Source organism: Hoyosella levis, assembly GCF_026008515.1.
GTDB classification, from domain to species: domain Bacteria; phylum Actinomycetota; class Actinomycetes; order Mycobacteriales; family Mycobacteriaceae; genus Lolliginicoccus; species Lolliginicoccus levis.
Genome location: NZ_BQYM01000011.1, coordinates 120880 through 137863 on the forward strand (window position 1 = coordinate 120880; position 16984 = coordinate 137863).

General features: G+C 68.2%; 16 protein-coding genes. 15 read left to right on the forward strand and 1 reads right to left on the reverse strand.

Going from position 1 to position 16984, the window contains the following annotated elements; all coding sequences use genetic code 11:
* Positions 1-30: 30 nt before the first annotated feature.
* The 11 genes from murG to QC765_RS13190 all read left to right on the forward strand — a co-directional run bounded on the left by murG (position 31) and on the right by QC765_RS13190 (position 12636).
* Positions 31-1161 (forward strand): undecaprenyldiphospho-muramoylpentapeptide beta-N-acetylglucosaminyltransferase, encoded by a 1131-nt coding sequence (gene murG, locus QC765_RS13140; RefSeq protein WP_278314899.1) that lies wholly within the window; start codon positions 31-33, stop codon positions 1159-1161.
* The gene (murC, locus tag QC765_RS13145) at positions 1158-2663 is read left to right on the forward strand and encodes a UDP-N-acetylmuramate--L-alanine ligase (protein ID WP_278314900.1); all 1506 of its coding nucleotides are present in this window, start codon (positions 1158-1160) and stop codon (positions 2661-2663) included. Before murG ends, murC begins: the two co-directional genes overlap by 4 nt.
* Positions 2660-3343 (forward strand): cell division protein FtsQ/DivIB, encoded by a 684-nt coding sequence (locus QC765_RS13150; RefSeq protein ID WP_278314901.1) that lies wholly within the window; start codon positions 2660-2662, stop codon positions 3341-3343. Before murC ends, QC765_RS13150 begins: the two co-directional genes overlap by 4 nt.
* A gap of 285 nt (positions 3344-3628) precedes the next feature.
* Positions 3629-4864 carry a cell division protein FtsZ gene (gene ftsZ / locus QC765_RS13155; RefSeq protein ID WP_278314902.1) on the forward strand — a complete coding sequence of 412 codons (1236 nt, stop codon included), beginning with the start codon at positions 3629-3631 and terminating at the stop codon, positions 4862-4864.
* A 76-nt stretch (positions 4865-4940) separates the two neighbouring features.
* Complete coding sequence (pgeF, locus tag QC765_RS13160; protein ID WP_278314903.1) at positions 4941-5651, forward strand: peptidoglycan editing factor PgeF; 711 nt, start codon at positions 4941-4943, stop codon at positions 5649-5651.
* A gap of 2 nt (positions 5652-5653) precedes the next feature.
* Positions 5654-6391 (forward strand): YggS family pyridoxal phosphate-dependent enzyme, encoded by a 738-nt coding sequence (locus QC765_RS13165; RefSeq protein ID WP_278314933.1) that lies wholly within the window; start codon positions 5654-5656, stop codon positions 6389-6391.
* Between the two features lie 105 nt (positions 6392-6496).
* Complete coding sequence (locus QC765_RS13170) at positions 6497-7159, forward strand: cell division protein SepF (RefSeq protein ID WP_278314904.1); 663 nt, start codon at positions 6497-6499, stop codon at positions 7157-7159.
* A gap of 66 nt (positions 7160-7225) precedes the next feature.
* Positions 7226-7522, forward strand: a complete 297-nt coding sequence (locus QC765_RS13175; RefSeq protein ID WP_278314934.1) for a YggT family protein — start codon at positions 7226-7228, stop codon at positions 7520-7522.
* A gap of 95 nt (positions 7523-7617) precedes the next feature.
* The gene (locus QC765_RS13180) at positions 7618-8337 is read left to right on the forward strand and encodes a DivIVA domain-containing protein (RefSeq protein ID WP_278314905.1); all 720 of its coding nucleotides are present in this window, start codon (positions 7618-7620) and stop codon (positions 8335-8337) included.
* A 354-nt stretch (positions 8338-8691) separates the two neighbouring features.
* On the forward strand, positions 8692-11928 hold the full coding sequence (gene ileS, locus QC765_RS13185) for an isoleucine--tRNA ligase (protein WP_278314906.1): 3237 nt from the start codon (positions 8692-8694) through the stop codon (positions 11926-11928).
* A 195-nt stretch (positions 11929-12123) separates the two neighbouring features.
* Positions 12124-12636 carry a WKL family lipoprotein gene (locus QC765_RS13190; protein WP_278314907.1) on the forward strand — a complete coding sequence of 171 codons (513 nt, stop codon included), beginning with the start codon at positions 12124-12126 and terminating at the stop codon, positions 12634-12636.
* Positions 12637-12760: 124 nt separating this feature from the next.
* Here the strand turns inward: QC765_RS13190 and QC765_RS13195 are convergent, their stop codons facing one another.
* Positions 12761-13768, reverse strand: a complete 1008-nt coding sequence (locus QC765_RS13195) for a hypothetical protein (protein ID WP_278314908.1) — start codon at positions 13766-13768, stop codon at positions 12761-12763.
* 101 nt (positions 13769-13869) lie between these two features.
* Here QC765_RS13195 and lspA point away from each other — a divergent pair, with 101 nt between their 5' ends.
* From lspA to rarD, 4 genes are read left to right on the forward strand one after another with little or no spacing between them, the layout of a single operon-like run.
* On the forward strand, positions 13870-14490 hold the full coding sequence (gene lspA / locus QC765_RS13200) for a signal peptidase II (protein WP_278314909.1): 621 nt from the start codon (positions 13870-13872) through the stop codon (positions 14488-14490).
* The gene (locus tag QC765_RS13205) at positions 14487-15413 is read left to right on the forward strand and encodes an RluA family pseudouridine synthase (RefSeq protein ID WP_278314910.1); all 927 of its coding nucleotides are present in this window, start codon (positions 14487-14489) and stop codon (positions 15411-15413) included. Before lspA ends, QC765_RS13205 begins: the two co-directional genes overlap by 4 nt.
* Positions 15413-16033 (forward strand): hypothetical protein, encoded by a 621-nt coding sequence (locus QC765_RS13210; protein WP_278314911.1) that lies wholly within the window; start codon positions 15413-15415, stop codon positions 16031-16033. Before QC765_RS13205 ends, QC765_RS13210 begins: the two co-directional genes overlap by 1 nt.
* Positions 16034-16045: 12 nt before the next feature.
* Positions 16046-16981, forward strand: a complete 936-nt coding sequence (gene rarD / locus QC765_RS13215; protein WP_373876754.1) for an EamA family transporter RarD — start codon at positions 16046-16048, stop codon at positions 16979-16981.
* Positions 16982-16984: the final 3 nt, after the last annotated feature.

Below are 16984 nucleotides of genomic sequence, written 5' to 3' on the forward strand. Positions count from 1 at the left end.
AGTGATCGATGTCGAGGAGGAATCAGCGCAGTGAACGGAACAGGCAAGCCCACGCTCTCGGTCGTGCTCGCCGGCGGTGGTACCGCGGGGCACATCGAGCCCGCCATGGCCGTGGCTGACGCTCTCCGCGAGCTCGATCCGGGCATCCGCATCACCGCGCTCGGGACCGCGCGGGGGCTCGAGACAACGCTGGTGCCGCAGCGCGGCTATCCACTCGTCCTGATCCCTCCGGTGCCCTTGCCGCGAAAGCCGTCCCGGCAGATGATCGATCTGCCCCTGCGGGTGCGGCGCGCGATCAAGCAGACCCGCGCAGCGATGGACCAGGCCGAGGCGCATGTTGTCGTGGGTTTCGGCGGATACGTCTCCCTTCCGGCATACCTCGCGGCCGGGCCAGGCATCCTGCGGCGGCGCCGCAGGATCCCCATCGTCGTGCATGAGGCCAACGCGAGCGCTGGCCTGGCCAACAAGGTCGGCGCCCGGCGGGCCGCGGCGGTGCTGACAGCGTTCCCCGATTCGGGCCTGCCCAACGGGCGCATCGTGGGCATCCCGGTGCGCTCGTCGATCACCTCGCTGGACCGGGCCGCGCTGCGCGCGCAGGCGCGGGAGCATTTCGGGCTGGACCCCGATGCGCCCACGCTGCTGGTGTTCGGTGGTTCCCAGGGCGCGCGCTCCCTCAACGAGGCCATTTCCGCGGCAGCTCCGGAGCTTGCCGCGGCCGGGATCGGCGTGCTCCATGCGCATGGGCCGAAGAACAGCCTTGATATGCCTCAATCCAGCGGTGGTCCGCGATACGTGTCGGTGCCGTACTTGAGCCGGATGGATCTTGCCTATGCCGCGGCGGATGCCGTGGTGTGCCGGTCCGGGGCCATGACTGTCGCGGAGGTGTCCGCGGTGGGCCTGCCAGCGGTGTACGTGCCGCTGCCGCACGGCAATGGGGAGCAGGAGCTCAACGCCCGCCCCGTCGCCGAGGCGGGAGGCGGGATCATCGTCAAGGATGCCGAGCTCACGAAGCAGTATGTGCTGGATACGGTGATACCACTGCTCACCGATCCGGACGCGTTGTCCCGCATGGGACGTGCCGCGGCGGGCGCGGGGCATAGATCAGCGGCCAGCGAGGTCGCACGGATTGTCATGGATGTTGCGAGAGGACGGGTCGGATGACGGCATCGATTGGAGCGGAGCTGCCCGAGCAGCTCCGGCGGGTCCACATGATCGGGATCGGCGGGGCAGGCATGTCGGGCATCGCACGGATCCTGATCGCGCGGGGCGCGGAGGTCTCCGGCTCGGATGCGAAGGAGAGCCGGGTACTGCTCGATCTGCGGGCCCGCGGCGCTGCGGTGCGGGTCGGCCACGACACGACCGCGCTCGACCTGCTCGAGGGCGGGCCCACGCTTGTGGTGAGCACGGAGGCCGCGATCAGGAAGGACAATCCCGAGCTGCTCGAGGCGCAGCGGCGCGGCATCCCGACGACCTATCGGCCCGATGTGCTCGCGCAGCTGATGGAGGGCAGCGACCCGGTGCTCGTCGCGGGCACCCATGGCAAGACGTCGACGACTTCGCTGCTGGTGGTCGCGCTGCAGCATTGCCATCTTGATCCGTCGTTCGCGGTCGGCGGCGAGCTCAACGAGGCCGGGACCAACGCGCACCACGGCACCGGCGGCATCTTTGTCGCCGAGGCGGACGAGAGCGACGGCTCCTTGCTTCGCTACCTGCCACGGGTAGCGATCGTCACCAACGTCGAGGCGGATCATCTCGACTACTTCGGTTCCGCGGAGGCCTACGTCAAGATCTTCGACTCGTTCGCGGACCGCGTCATCGAGGGTGGCGTGGTGGTCGCCTGCATCGAGGATCCCGGCTCGCATGAGTTCGCCGTGCGGACCGCAGCCCGTGGCATCCGGGTGATCGGCTACGGCTCCACCGAAGAGCCGCTCGGCGACGTGGAGCTCGGCGCCGAGCTGCTGAGCTGGGAGGCCCGCGATGGCGGCGGGATCGGACAGGTTCGCCTGGCCGGGATCGAGAAGCCTCTGGTGATGCGCCTTGCTGTGCCGGGCAGGCACATGGCGCTGAACGCGCTCGCGGCCCTGCTCGCGGCCCGCGAGCTTGGTGCCCCTACCGCCGAGGTGCTCGAGGGGCTCGAGGGCTTCGGGGGAGTGCGGCGCCGCTTCCAGTACGTGGGCCGGGAGGCGGGCGTGCGGCTGTATGACGACTACGCGCATCACCCCACCGAGGTACGGGCCGTGCTGCGTGCCGCGCAGGACATGATCGCCGAGGAGAAGGCCGCGGCACCGGAGAACCCCACCGGCAAGGTCGTCGTGATCTTCCAGCCGCACATGTACTCGCGGACCGAGATCTTCGCTACGGAGTTCGCGCAGGCGCTCGACCTCGCGGACGAGGTGATCGTGCTCGACGTCTATGGGGCCCGCGAGGAGCCGCGGCCGGGTGTCACGGGCGAGCTCATCGCGCGGCAGGTCACCAAGCCGGTGCACTACCAGCCTGATGTGTCGGAGCTACCCGCCCAGGTTGCGCGATTGACGCGGCCGGGTGACCTGGTGATGACGATGGGGGCGGGCGATGTAACGATGCTGGGCCCAGGGATCCTTGACGGAATCCGGGCCCGGCGGAACCACGCGCGTCCAGGCGAGGGTGCCCGGGAGGGCCGGTGACAGCGGTGCGCTCCGGTTTGCACCGCTGGCGGTTCGTTCTCGCGGGAATGCTGGTCGTGGGTCTGCTAGTGGGCGGTTTCGCGGTGGCATGGTTCAGCTCGCTGCTCTCGGTGCGCGCGGTGGAGGTCCAGACCGCGCCGTCGGTTCCCGAGGAAGCGGTGCGGGAGGTGATCGGTGTTCCGGCTGGCACGCCATTGCTGCAGGTTGATACTCATGACGTCGCCGCTCGTGTCGCGGAGATCCCGAAGGTGGCGCAGGCGCGCGTCTCGCGGGTCCTGCCTTCGACGTTGCGCGTCGAGGTCGTCGAGCGCGTGCCGGCAGTGTTCTTCGATGGTCCGGGCGGTTCCCACCTGATGGACGGCGAGGGTGTTGTTTTCGCGGTGGAGCCGCCGCCGGAGGGCCTGCCGCGCTTGGTGGCGGAGGAGCCCGGAAAGGATGACCCGGCGACGCGCGCGGCGCTGGATGTGCTGGCCTCGCTGGCGGGGGAGATGCGCGGGATGGTGCTGGAGGTGCGCGCGGGCTCGCCGGTCGATGTGCAGCTGATCCTGTCCGACAACAGGACAGTGATCTGGGGTGATGCTGGGGATTCGGCGTACAAGGCGCGGGTGGCCCAGGCATTGCTGACGCAGCCGGGCCAGGTATATGACGTGTCGAGCCCGAGCCTGCCGGTGATTCGCTGAGCGGTGCTGCAAGCCCCCGCGCGAGGGTCGCGCGGGGGCTTGGTCGTGCCAGTAGTGGCGCGTTGTTGCCCGCTCATTGGAGGACAAGGTTTCGGCAACAAGAAATAACTGTGCGGTATCGGCGCGCCTAATGGCGTTGCGCATCCGTGATGCCTAGCGTTTCCGGCAGTCAGGTACTTGACATAACTCTAACCCTATGGTTGAGGTTTAGGGTTAGATACCAAGATTCCTGCCGAAAGTCCCGTAGAACGCTGATAGAGCAAGACACATGGAAGGCGAGAGCCCATGACGCCCCCGCACAACTACCTCGCCGTTATCAAGGTCGTCGGCATCGGCGGCGGTGGGGTCAACGCTGTCAACCGGATGATCGAGGCAGGACTCAAAGGAGTTGAGTTCATTGCCATCAACACGGATGCACAAGCACTGCTAATGAGCGATGCCGACGTCAAGCTCGACGTCGGCCGAGAACTCACCCGAGGACTCGGCGCTGGAGCAGACCCCGAGGTCGGTCGCAAGGCAGCCGAAGACCACAAGAACGAGATCGAGGAAGTGCTCAAGGGCGCTGACATGGTCTTCGTCACCGCCGGTGAAGGCGGTGGAACCGGAACAGGCGGCGCGCCCGTCGTCGGGAGCATCGCCCGCAAGCTCGGCGCGCTCACCGTCGGCGTGGTCACCCGGCCCTTCTCCTTCGAGGGCAAGCGGCGCGGTGCCCAGGCCGAGGCTGGCATCGCCGCGCTGCGCGAGACCTGCGACACCCTCATCGTGATCCCCAATGACCGGCTGCTCCAGCTCGGCGACGCGGCTGTCAGCCTGATGGATGCCTTCCGTTCCGCCGATGAGGTGCTCCTCAACGGTGTCCAGGGCATCACCGACCTCATCACCACCCCCGGCCTGATCAACGTCGACTTCGCCGACGTCAAGGGAGTGATGTCCGGTGCCGGCACGGCACTGATGGGCATCGGTTCCTCCCGCGGCGAGGGCCGTGCCGTCAAGGCGGCCGAGGCAGCGATCAACTCCCCGCTGCTCGAGGCCTCCATGGACGGCGCGCACGGCGTGCTCCTCTCCATCGCTGGCGGCTCGGATCTCGGCCTGTTCGAGATCCACGACGCGGCGAGCCTCGTCGAGGAAGCCGCGCACGTCGACGCGAACATCATCTTTGGCACTGTCATCGATGACTCGCTCGGCGACGAGGTGCGCATCACGGTCATCGCAGCGGGATTCGATGGTGCTCCCGCGGCGCGCAGTGCCCGCGACGAGCGGCGCGAGCCGCAGCGGCAGGCCGCGGCCCGCCAGCCCGAGCAGCCAGCTCGGCGCAGCGGCGCGGATCTCGGCCGGGATCGTGACTACGGCTCGGGCCGCGGTGGTCGCTTCGGCGGCGACCTGCCCTCCGTGCCTGATCGCGGTCGACGGGGCGACCTGCCCGGACGCCGCGATGAGGTCCCGGTCAGCCGGGGACGTGGTCGTGGCAACGACGGCTTCATCGACGATGAGGATCTGGACGTCCCTGACTTCATGCGCTGACGCTGCGGGACCGCGCGGCACTGCGAACGCAGATGGCACAATCGGGCCAAAGCCGTGCGGAACCAGGGGAGCGCGAATGACAATCCACCAGCTCGTCACCACGCGCCACGGTGGAGTGTCGCCAGCCCCCTTTGAATCCCTCAACCTTGGTGTGCACGTGGGAGACGCCCCGGAGCTCGTGATCGAGAACCGGCGGCGTCTCTCGCTGTTGCTGGGGGTGGAGCCATCGCGCATCGTGTGGATGGACCAGGTGCATGGCACGCATGTCGAGGTCGTGCGAGAGCCGGTGAACGGTGCCCTGCCCGGTACCGACGCGGTGGTCACTGACGTGCCCGGCCTCGCGCTGGCCGTGCTGACCGCCGACTGCGTACCGATCCTGCTCGCTGACCACGCCGCCGGGATAATCGCGGCCGCGCATGCCGGGCGAAAGGGCGCCGAGGACGGCATCGCGCGGGAAACCGTGGCCGCCATGGTCGAGCTCGGGGCCACCGCGGGAGCGATCGAGGCGTACCTGGGGCCCGGGGCATGCGGCCGGTGCTACGAGGTGCCCGGCGCCATGCGCGCGGAGGTCAGTGCCCGGTTGCCCGGTAGTGCCTCCGAGACCCGGTGGGGGACACCCTCGCTCGACCTGCCCAACGGGCTCCATCAGCAACTTGCCGCGCTGGGCATCGGCCGTATCCGGCGCGACCCGCGCTGCACGATCGAGTGCGAGGACCTGTTCAGCCACCGCCGGGGAGCTCCGGCAGGAAGGCTTGCCTCGGTCATCTGGCAGGATGCCGCATCGTGAGCATGATTCTCGAGACACCCCGTGCCCGCGAGATCGCGGCTGCCCTTGACGACCAGCGCGCGCGCATCGCCGAGGCATGCCGCGCAGCGGGCCGACCAGCAGGCAGCGTGCACCTGCTGCCGGTGACAAAGTTCTTTCCCGCCTCCGATGCGAGGATCCTGCGATTGCTCGGGTGCGCCGAGCTCGGCGAGTCGCGCGCGCAGGACGCCGAGGCGAAGGCGCACGAGCTTGCCCTCGCCGAGCCGGGCGCGCCGATCGCCTGGCACATGATCGGTCGGCTCCAGCGCAACAAGGCGAGCAGCGTCGCCCGGTGGGCAGCCGTCGTGCAATCCGTGGACAACGAGAAGCTCGCGCGCGCGCTGTCGCGAGCGGCGACCACGGCGCTCGACGCGGGGGATCGTGACGCGGTGCTGCGGGCCTGCCTGCAGGTCAGCCTCGATGGCGATCCGGCGCGCGGCGGTGCCAGCCTCGACGAGCTGCATCGCCTCGGCGGGATCGTCGCGGAGCTACCCGGCCTCGAGCTCGCTGGACTCATGGCCGTGCCACCCCTGGGCAGCGACCCCGAGACGGAGTTCGCCAGGCTGCAGGAGGTTCACGACCAGTTCCTCGCGAGCTTCCCGTTCGCTACCACGCTCTCGGCGGGAATGTCAGCGGATGCCCCGATCGCAATACGTCATGGATCAACTTGTGTGCGTGTCGGTACCGCATTGTTAGGGCCGCGGCCGATAACCTCGCCGTAACCATCAATGGTGAACCGGCTTCCCCCGCCATCACGAACGGTGCCCGTTCCGGGCCACGTCCATCGACCAGGCCATGCCTCCTCGTCGCCCCAGGAAGGTCAATCCATGAGCGCAATGCAAAAGATCAAGGAGTACTTCGCTCTCGTGCCCCCCGCGGAGTACGAGGACGATTACGTCGACGACGTGGATCAGCGCGGCCGCGGCCGTCGTGACCTTCCGCCTGGACGCTTCGACGAGCCGACCGGATACCGGCCCGGCACCTACGTCCCCTCGCAGCGGCGTCCCGAGCCCGCCCCGTTCCCCCCGCCGGGTGGCTTCGAGCGCGATCCCTACGACCGCTTCGGCGGCGACCCCCGCCAGATGCGGCAGATGGCGCCGCCGCCCGCGGTCGAGGACTTCGATCGCGTCCAGCCCCCGCGGCCGGTAGCTCCGCAGCGCCGCAGCGAGCCCGACCGCCGCATGGCAGCACCTGCGGAGGACGTGAGCGTCCTCGCCAAGATCACCACTCTGCGCCCGGGTGACTTCAGCGAGGCCCGCACCATTGGCGAGCAGTTCCGGGACGGCGTGCCGGTCATCATGGATCTCAACGACATGCCTGGTGCCGATGCCAAGCGCGTGCTCGACTTCGCCGGGGGCTGTGCCTTCGCGCTCAACGGCAACATCGAGAAGGTCGCCACGAAGGTATTCCTGCTCTCCCCGGCCGACATCGACGTCTCGGCCGAGGACCGGCGCCGGATCGCGGAGACCAGCCTGAACCAGGGCCGGTGACAGTGGGCCGCACGGGCTACCACATGGTTTGTTCCCTTCGGAGAATTCAGGCAGAGTGACGGCATGGTGCTGATCCTGTCCGTGCTCTCGACGCTGCTGTTCATCTACTCGCTCTTGCTGATCGCGCGGGTCGTCGTTGAGTTCATTCGCATGTTCGCCCGGGATTGGCGGCCCTCTGGCCCGGTGGTGGTGATCCTTGAGTTCATCTTCATGACGACGGATCCGCCAATCCGCTTCCTGCGCAGGATGATCCCGCCGCTGACGCTTGGTAGCGTGCGCCTCGACCTGTCGGTGCTGATCCTGCTGATCGCAATCTCGATCCTCCAGAATGTCATCGGCGCTTTCGCCGCAAGTCTCGCGTAGGGTATTGCCCGGATCATCGGCATGAGCGTGCCGGGAGGGCTCGCGCATGGTGCCGTGCCCCCGTCGGTGAGCGCGAGGAAGGCGAGGTACAACAGATGCGTCTTACTCCTTCGGATGTGCACAATGTGGCATTCAAGAAGCCCCCGCTAGGCAAGCGGGGCTACGACGAGGACGAGGTCGACGCGTTTCTCGAGCTGGTGGAGCAGGAGCTGAACCGCCTCAGCGAAGAGAACTCCCACCTGTCCGAGCGTGTGTCGAGCCTCGAGGAATCGGTCGCGGGCGCCCAGTCCGCCACCGAGAGCCGGGAATCCCCCAGCGGCCGCGCCATCAAGATCATCGATCATGCCGAAGCGGTCGCGGACCGCGTCACCTCGGATGCCCAGGAGGAAGCGGACGCCCTGCTCACCCGGGCTCGCGAGGAGACCAAGGCAATGACGACCGAGGCCCGGGACAAGTCCGAGGCGATGGTGACCGATGCGCGGGAGAAGTCCGACCTCATCGTGTCGCGCGCTACGGAGAAGGCCGAGGCGCTGCGGGCCGAGTCCGAGAAGGAGCATGCCGACCTGCTCGCATCCATCGCCGAGCAACGCACCACGCTCGAGGGGCGGATCAATCAGCTGCGGACATTCGAGCGCGAGTACCGCGTGCGGCTCAAGGCCTATCTCGAGGCGCAGCTCGAGGATCTCACCTCCGCGGGCGCGCCGGCGCAGCAGGGCCGGGGCGCAAGCGCGGACCAGCAGCAGCGCGAGTCCACCGCGGGCGATGCCGCCGCGGCTCCGGACGCGGAGCGCAGCCTCGTCAACAACGCTTCCTGAGCCCGCGCCACGGCCATCCCGGGCAGTGGCAGGCAACCGCCCGGGTGCCGTATCATCAAGCCCGTCCCCGGCCGTCGTGCGTGAGCGCGGTGCGCCGGGCTGGGCGATGGCGTTGATCCGGCGATCACCGGGGAGCCTTCGGAAGAACAGCTGATCACCCCGCTCGTGCGCGGATCGATCGGCCCAGTAGAACCGAACGGGATGGCCCGTCACAGCCAACGCAGAGAGGCGGAGCGCGTCGCGCGTTCCGCAAGCGGGGTGGTACCGCGGTGCGCGCAGCAGGATGCCCGCATCGTCCCCGTGCCAGGGTTACACCATGCAGGCCGCATGGCCGCAGGCACGAGGAGCAGAGTGGTGTCGAACACCGGTACCGGAAGCACAGCAGGCCACAGCAGCACGGCGAGCGACAGTACAGCGAGCGACAGCGTCGCCGCGGGACAAGCAGCGCCAGGAGGTTCCTACCCCGTCGTCGCCTATCCCGGCGCAGCGGACGCCTCGCCGCGGTTCCCCCAGCTCGAGAAGGCCGTTCTTTCCCAATGGGACGCCGAGGGCACGTTCCGTCGCAGCATCGAGCAGCGCGCGGATGCCCCGGAGTTCGTGTTCTATGACGGGCCCCCGTTCGCCAATGGGTTGCCGCACTACGGGCACCTGCTCACGGGCTACGTCAAGGACCTCGTGCCCCGCTTCCAGACCATGCGCGGCAAGAAGGTCGAGCGCCGGTTCGGCTGGGATTGCCATGGCCTGCCCGCTGAGGTGGAGGCAGAGAAGCAGCTGGGCATCACCCACAAGTCCGAGATCGACTCGATGGGCATCGCCGAGTTCAATGACGCGTGCCGCACCTCGGTGCTGCGCTACACCCAGGAGTGGCGCGACTATGTGACCAGGCAGGCTCGCTGGGTCGATTTCGACAACGACTACAAGACCCTCGATACCGACTACATGGAGTCGGTGATGTGGGCATTCCAGTCGCTGTGGGACAAGGGCCTGATCTTCGAGGGATTCCGGGTCCTGTGGTACTGCTGGCGCTGCGAGACCCCGCTCAGCGCCACCGAGACGAAGATGGACGATGTCTACAAGATGCGGCAGGATCCCGCCGTCACCGTGGCGATGCCCCTGCACGAGTCGAACGTCGGCGACGGCATCCTCAACGGTGCTAGCGCGCTGATCTGGACCACCACGCCGTGGACGTTGCCGTCGAACCTCGCCATCTCGGTGAACCCGGGCATCGACTACGTCCAGGTGCGCGCGGAGGATGGCGAGCGCTACCTGCTGGCCGAGGCCCGCCTGGCGCACTACGCGCGCGAGCTCGGCAAGCACCCCGAGATCGTGTCCCGCCACACTGGTGCCGAGCTCGTTGGCATCACCTACGATCCGCCGTTCTCGTTCTTCGTCGGTCGCCCCAACGCGCACCAGATCGTCGCCGCCGACTACGTGACCACCAGCGACGGCACCGGTATCGTCCACATGGCGCCCGCGTTCGGCGAGGACGACAAGCTGATCACCGATGCCGCGGGCATCGAGGTCGTCGTGCCGGTCAACGAGCGCGGCGAGTTCACCAGCGAGGTGCCGGCCTACGCCGGGCTGCAAGTGTTCGAGGCCAACAAGCCGATCATCACGGACCTGAAGAACGCCGGGATCCTGCTGCGCCACGAGACCTACGACCACCCCTACCCGCATTGCTGGCGCTGCAATACCCCGCTGATGCAGAAGGCCGTCTCGTCCTGGTTCGTTGACGTGCCCGCGATCCGGGACCGCATGGTCGAGCTGAACAAGCAGATCACCTGGGTGCCCGAGCACATCCGCGATGGACAGTTCGGGAAGTGGCTGGAGGGCGCGCGCGACTGGTCGATCAGCCGCAGCCGCTACTGGGGCAGCCCTATCCCGGTATGGCGATCCGACGACCCGGCCTATCCGCGCATCGACGTCTATGGCTCGCTCGACGAGCTCGAGCGTGACTTCGGCGTGCGCCCGAAGGACCTGCACCGGCCCCAGATCGACGAGCTCGTCCGCCCCAACCCGGACGATCCCACGGGCAAGTCCATGATGCGCCGCGTGCCGGAGGTCCTCGACTGCTGGTTCGAGTCCGGCTCGATGCCGTTCGCCCAGGTGCACTACCCGTTCGAGAACCGCGAGTGGTTCGAGAGCCACTACCCGGGTGACTTCATCGTCGAGTACAACGGGCAGACCCGCGGCTGGTTCTACACCCTCCATGTCCTCGCTACCGCCCTGTTCGACTCGCCCTCGTTCCGGACCGTCGTGGCGCACGGCATCGTGCTGGGCGACGACGGGCTGAAGATGAGCAAGTCCAAGGGCAACTATCCCGACGTCAACGAGGTCTTCGACCGCGATGGCTCCGATGCGATGCGCTGGTTCCTGATGTCCTCGCCGATCCTGCGGGGCGGAAACCTTATCGTCACCGAGCAGGGCATCCGCGAGGGCGTCCGCCAGGCCCAGCTGCCCATCTGGAACGCCTGGAGCTTCCTGCGCCTCTACGCCGATCGGCAGGCCACCTGGCGCACCGGCTCGCAGAATGTCCTCGACCGCTACATCCTCGCAAAGCTGCGCGACACCCGTGACGTAATGACCGACGCGCTCGACACCAACGACATCGCCACTGCCTGCGATGCGCTGCGCCTGTTCAGCGATGCGCTCACCAACTGGTACGTGCGACGGTCACGCGCCCGGTTCTGGGAAGGACAGGACGCGGACCCGGATGCGTTCGACACTCTCCACACCGTGCTGGAAGTGACCTGCAGGCTCGCTGCGCCGTTGCTGCCGATGATGAGCGAGGTCGTCTGGCGCGGCCTTACCGGTGGCGAATCGGTGCACCTGCAGGATTGGCCCGGCGCCGACGAGGTTCCCCTCGACGCGGAGCTCGTCGCGGCGATGGACGAATCGCGAACGGTGTGCTCGGCGGTGCTCAGCGTGCGCAAGGCCCAGAAGCTGCGGGTGCGCCTGCCCCTGGCCTCCCTGACCATCGCCACCGAGGACGCGGATCGCCTGCGCCCCTTCACCGGCATCATCGCTGACGAGGTGAATGTCAAGCACATCGATCTGACCAGCGATGTCGACACCCATGGCAGGTTCGAGCTCGCCGTGAACGCCCGCGCCGCCGGCCCCCGCCTCGGCAAGGAGGTGCAGACCGTCATCCGGGCGGTCAAGTCCGGGGACTGGACCGCCAACGCGGACGGAACGGTCACTGCGGCAGGGATCGCCCTGCTGCCCGGCGAGTTCACCCAGCGGCTTGTCGCGGCCGAGCCGGAATCCACCGCTGCCCTGCCGGGCGGGGCCGGACTGGTCGTGCTGGACCTCGCGCTGACCGAGGACCTGGAGTCCGAGGGATGGGCGAAGGACCGCATCCGCGAGCTCCAGGAATACCGCCGGGCGCTCGATCTCGCGATCTCTGATCGCATCACCGTCGAGCTGGCTGTCCCGAAGCATCGGCTGGCCTGGGCGGAGCGCCACCGCGACCTCATCGCGGGGGAGGTCCTAGCCACTGGGCTGGGAATCATCGATGCGGCGGACCTCGAGCCCGGCAGCCATCGCGATATCGGTGATGGCGCGTGGGCACTGATCACCAGGACCAGCTAGCAGGGTAGGCGGGGCAGGCTTGTCCCGGCCTCCCTGGCCGCGTAAGGCAAAAAGTAAGAATCGCGTGTGGATACCCGTGGTACGGCATGGAACTGGGCTGCCCACCCAGTAGTATCGAGCGGGAGCCAGACCGTGTCACCGCTCGGTGTGCGCACCTAGGCGGTAGACCTGAGACGAGATGCGAAGGACACTGCATTGAAATTGCGAAACATCATGGTCGCGGGCATTGCCGCGCCAGCGCTGATGCTGACCGCATGTGGATCCGAGGACGGCGGCACCTCCGAGGGGCCCCCGCAGTCAAACGATGCGGCACCCGCGGCGCAGTGCGAGGTTCCGGAGGGTGACACCCCCACCGGGCCCGAGCTCCTCGAGATCCTGAACGCGGCGCTCGACCCAGCTGTGCCGGAGGACGAGAAGGCCATGCTCATCGAGGGTGGTGGCGACGATCCCGAGCTGTGGTCGCAGCTTTCCGCCGAGGCCGCGAAGAACCCCGACATCCAGTACGAGATCCCGGACACGCCGGATGCCGTGTTCCCGCTCGACGAGTGCACGCTGAGCGCGAACTTCACCCTGCAGATCTCGCCCGATCAGCCTCCCAACACGGGCAGCCTGCTCTTCGTTGCCGAGGATGGCGAATGGAAGCTCTCCCGCGACGACGCCTGCAACTTCGTGACGTCGTTCGCCCTCGAGACCGATCTCTGCGGCTGACGTCGAGTTCCTGAGGCATCGCAGCGCGCGATGTTGCCTAGTACCTGAAACCAGCAGGCCCCGCGATTGCTTCGCGGGGCCTGCTGCTATTGGCGTGACGATAGCGGACGCGACGACGCTTCCCTCATGGTTGTGACCACGTCAGGGCCATCCCTGTGCGCTGCTGCAGCGTGAAGCCTGTCGCCGGATCGGAATATTGCTGCTCCCCGCGGACCGCGACCTGGCCCGATACCGGGAGCGGCTTCTCCAGGTCGATCGTGATGGTGCCCGATCCGTTGCTCGAGAACGTGTCGATCAGGAGCCGACCGGCCCCCGGTGTGTCGAAGTACTCGAGGCTTGGCTGCTGGTTGACTGACACGTCGAGCACGAGCACGTCGTCGGTTCGGTCCCGCAGGGTGACCGTCGTCGATTGCACGATGTCAGTGGCGCTCTCGATAGGCTGCTCGATCAGCCACCGCGCGCCGATGCCGACGGGATCGCTGGGCATCACCCCGACCCCATAGACGGTCTGGAACAGCGCATGCTCGAGCGCCTCGCGGGCCGTGTCATTGGATTCCGGGCTCGGCGAGAGAGTCAGCTCGTGCACCGCCCCGCTCTTCGACATGCGCAGGGTCGCCTCTGATCCGGGGGCCGCCTCGAGCGCGGCGCGGGTGCTGTCGTCGGGGCTCGTGGCGGCGCCCACCGTGAGGGTCACATTCTGGCCCATCGCATTGCTCGCGCCGATGCGCGCGGTGATGGGGAGCGTCACCTCGGGGCGGGAGAAATCCTGCTCGGGGTCGCCACCGAGCACCTGTGCGATCGTCGAGCGTGCCGTGACACGGTGCTCGGACTCGGTGCCATGCGTGAGCTGGTAGGAAAGGACACTGCGAGGCTCGGCACCCGGGTCGAGCAACGTCACCGTGGTGGGCGGCACCGGCAAGGTGACCGTGACGCGCTCCACAGGCGAATCACCAGGCTCGTCCTGGCCCGACGCGCACGCCGCGGGAAGCATGGCCGTCGCCGCGAGCACGATCCCCACGACCACCGAGCCCCACTTCCGGCCTCCGCGCAGGGCCGCGCCACGCGGCGCGTTCCCGCGGGGAACCGGTGATCGCGCCGCGGGGTGGTCGGGATCTGGAGAACGTGGGTCCACAATGCGAGGTTAATGCACCAACCGGCTTATTCCCTACCGCTCGCTGGGATCGGGCGATCGCGACGTGGAAGGATCCGGCGCCGATAGTGGATGATGTGGGGGTGAGCGAACAACCCACCGACCCCGTGCATGTCAGCCCGCGCCGCGCCCGAACCATCATCGCCCTCGGGCTCGGCGTGCTCGTGCTCGACCTTGCCACGAAGATCCTGGCCGTGCGCTTCCTCGAGGATCGCGAGCCAGTGCGCGTTCTCGGGGGACTGCTGTACCTGACCCTGCATCGCAATCCGGGCGCTGCGTTCTCGATGGCCACCAACCTGACCTGGCTGCTGTCGGCCGTCACGCTGCTGGTCGCGGTCGCGATCGTCGTGGCGAGCCGTCGGATACGCTCCCTGCCGTGGGCGATCGGTCTCGGTGCGATCCTCGGTGGCGCGCTCGGCAACCTCGTCGATCGGGTGTTCCGCGAGCCGGGCGGCTTCCAGGGGCATGTGGTGGACTTCCTGTCCCTGCTGGCGCCCGATGGCAGTGTCTGGCCCGTGTTCAATGTCGCGGACCCGGCGATCGTCGGTGGCGCCATCCTGCTGGTGCTGCTTACCGTGATCGGCGTGGAGCCAGATGGCACGCGCCACCGGTCGAGCAAGGCCGTGCCAGCAAAGGCCGCCACAGGAAAGACGGTCCAAGAAAAGCCGGCCCAGGAGAAATGGGCACAGGGGGAGGACGCATGATGGACACGCGCTCGATGCCCGTGCCCGATGGCCTCGTGGGCATGCGGGTCGATGCCGGCCTGTCGCGCCTGCTGGGCTTGTCCCGCACGGTGATCGCGACGATGACGGAAGAAGGCGCTGTCCTTGTCGACGGCGCTGCGGCGGGCAAGTCCGACAAGCTTCATGCCGGTGCCTGGCTGGAGGTCCACCTGCCACAGCCGCGCCGGGAGCCCGAGAACCGGCCCGAGCCCGTCGAGGGCATGACCATCCTCTACGCCGATAGTGATCTGGTGGCGGTCAACAAGCCCGTCGGGGTGGCCGCCCACGCAAGCGTTGGCTGGAAGGGCCCCACCGTCCTGGGCGGGCTCGCTGCTGCCGGATATCGCATCTCCACCTCGGGCCCGCCGGAGCGGCAGGGCATCGTGCATCGCCTTGATGTGGGCACCTCCGGCGTAATGATGGTCGCGGTGTCCGAGCGTGGCTATAGCCTGCTCAAGCGGGCGTTCAAGCAACGCACGGTGAAGAAGCAGTACCACGCCCTGGTGCAGGGCCATCCCGATCCGAGCAGCGGCACCATCGATGCCCCGATCGGCAGGCACGGGAGCAATGACTGGAAGTTCGCCGTGCGCGCTGACGGCAAGCACAGCGTCACTCATTACGACACCCTTGAGGCGTTCCAGGCCGCGAGCTTGCTCAGCGTCGATCTCGAGACCGGGCGCACCCACCAGATCCGGGTGCATTTCGCCGCGTTCAAGCACCCTTGCTGCGGTGATCTCACTTATGGGGCAGATCCGCGGCTTGCGCAGCGCCTTGGCCTGCAGCGGCAGTGGCTGCACGCGTGCACCCTCGAGTTCGCGCACCCGGCGGACGGCCGGTGGATGACGATCACTAGCGATTACCCGGATGATCTGCAGCATGCTCTCGATGTGCTGCGGGAGCACTGATGCGGCAGCGAGCGACGAGTGCCGTGCTTGCAGCGGCGCTGCTCGTCGTGGTGCTCGGCGGGGCGGCGGTGGTGGGCGCGCTCAACCCGGTTCCGCCGCTACCGGTGGCGACCGATGTGCTGGGACCGTCGGCGGGCGAGCCGATCGACGAGTACCAGCAGCGCGCGGCGGCAACGCTTCAGCCCCATGGGGGTGGCGGGATCGAGCGGGATGAGCAGGCCCGCTGGGCGCTCGTGCTGCCGGAGCAACCAGTGGATGCGGCCGCCGCTATCGAGATGGTGGCCGGGACGCGGGCTTCGCGTCTCATCCTTGACGGGGGCCCTGACGGGGGCACCCCGCTCGCTGGTGATCCTTCCGTGAGCCTGCCAGCGCCCGCGCCGGGCCGTGACGCGGCAGCAGTGGTCCAGGATGGTGTCGCTCGAGGTGTCTCGCTGCTGCGGGAGCACGGCGTGATGCGCGGTACCGGGCCTGGTGATCCTGATGCCGCGGGCATCATCGGCGTTCTCGTGCGCGCCCCGCTGCGTGATCTAGCGGCGATAGCGGGCCGACCGGCCGTGGCGAGCGTGGAGGCATTGCCCGCCGATGCGCGCTGGGGAGCCTTTGCCGTGCGGGCCCGCTAGAGCATGGACCGCGTGCACCACGAGGCTTCTCCCGCGGCCACCGCGCAGGATCCCAAGGGGGTGCTTCTCGGGGCTTCGGCCTACGCCTGCTGGGGCTTGTTCCCCGCGTTCTTCGGGCTGCTGGCGTTCGCCGCCCCGGTCGAGATCCTCGCGCACCGCATCGTGTGGACGATGCTGCTCATGCTGGTGGTGGTGCTGCTCCTGGGGCAGGGCGGGGCGCTGCTGCGCATGGGTGCCCGCAACTGGGCGCTCGTCGCGGCGGCCTCGTTGTTCATCAGCATCAACTGGGGCATGTACATCTACGGCGTCGTCAGCGGCCGGGTGGTGGAGACCGCGCTCGGATACTTCATCAACCCGCTCGTCAGCGTGCTCATCGGGGTGATCGTCTTCCGCGAGCGGCTCTCGCGCGCCCAGGCCGTGGCGCTCGGGCTCGCTGCGATCGCGGTGATCGTGCTGACCCTTGACTATGGGTACCCGCCGTACATCGCGCTGAGCCTCGCGTTCTCCTTCGCCCTCTACGGGGTGATGAAGAAGCTCATTCCGATCGATCCGCGGCAGAGCGTTGCCGGGGAGACCCTCGTGGCCGCCCCGTTCGCGCTGATGCTGCTGGGCTGGCTCGCGCTCCACGGACAGGGCAGCTTCCTCGACGGTGGTGTTCCGCACGCGTTGCTGCTCATCGCCGCGGGACCGGTCACCGCGATCCCGCTGCTGCTGTTCGCCGGGGCCGCGCAGCGCGTGCCCCTGGTCACGATGGGAATGCTGCAGTATCTCACCCCGAGCCTGCAGATGGCGTGGGGAGTGATCGTGCTGCGCGAGGACATGCCGCTGACGCGCTGGCTCGGCTTCGCCCTCATCTGGCTCGCTCTGGCGATCCTCACCACCGACCTGCTCCGCCGCTACCGGGGGCGGCGGGCGAGGCGAGTGCGAAGTGTCGGTGCGCCCGCCTAGAGT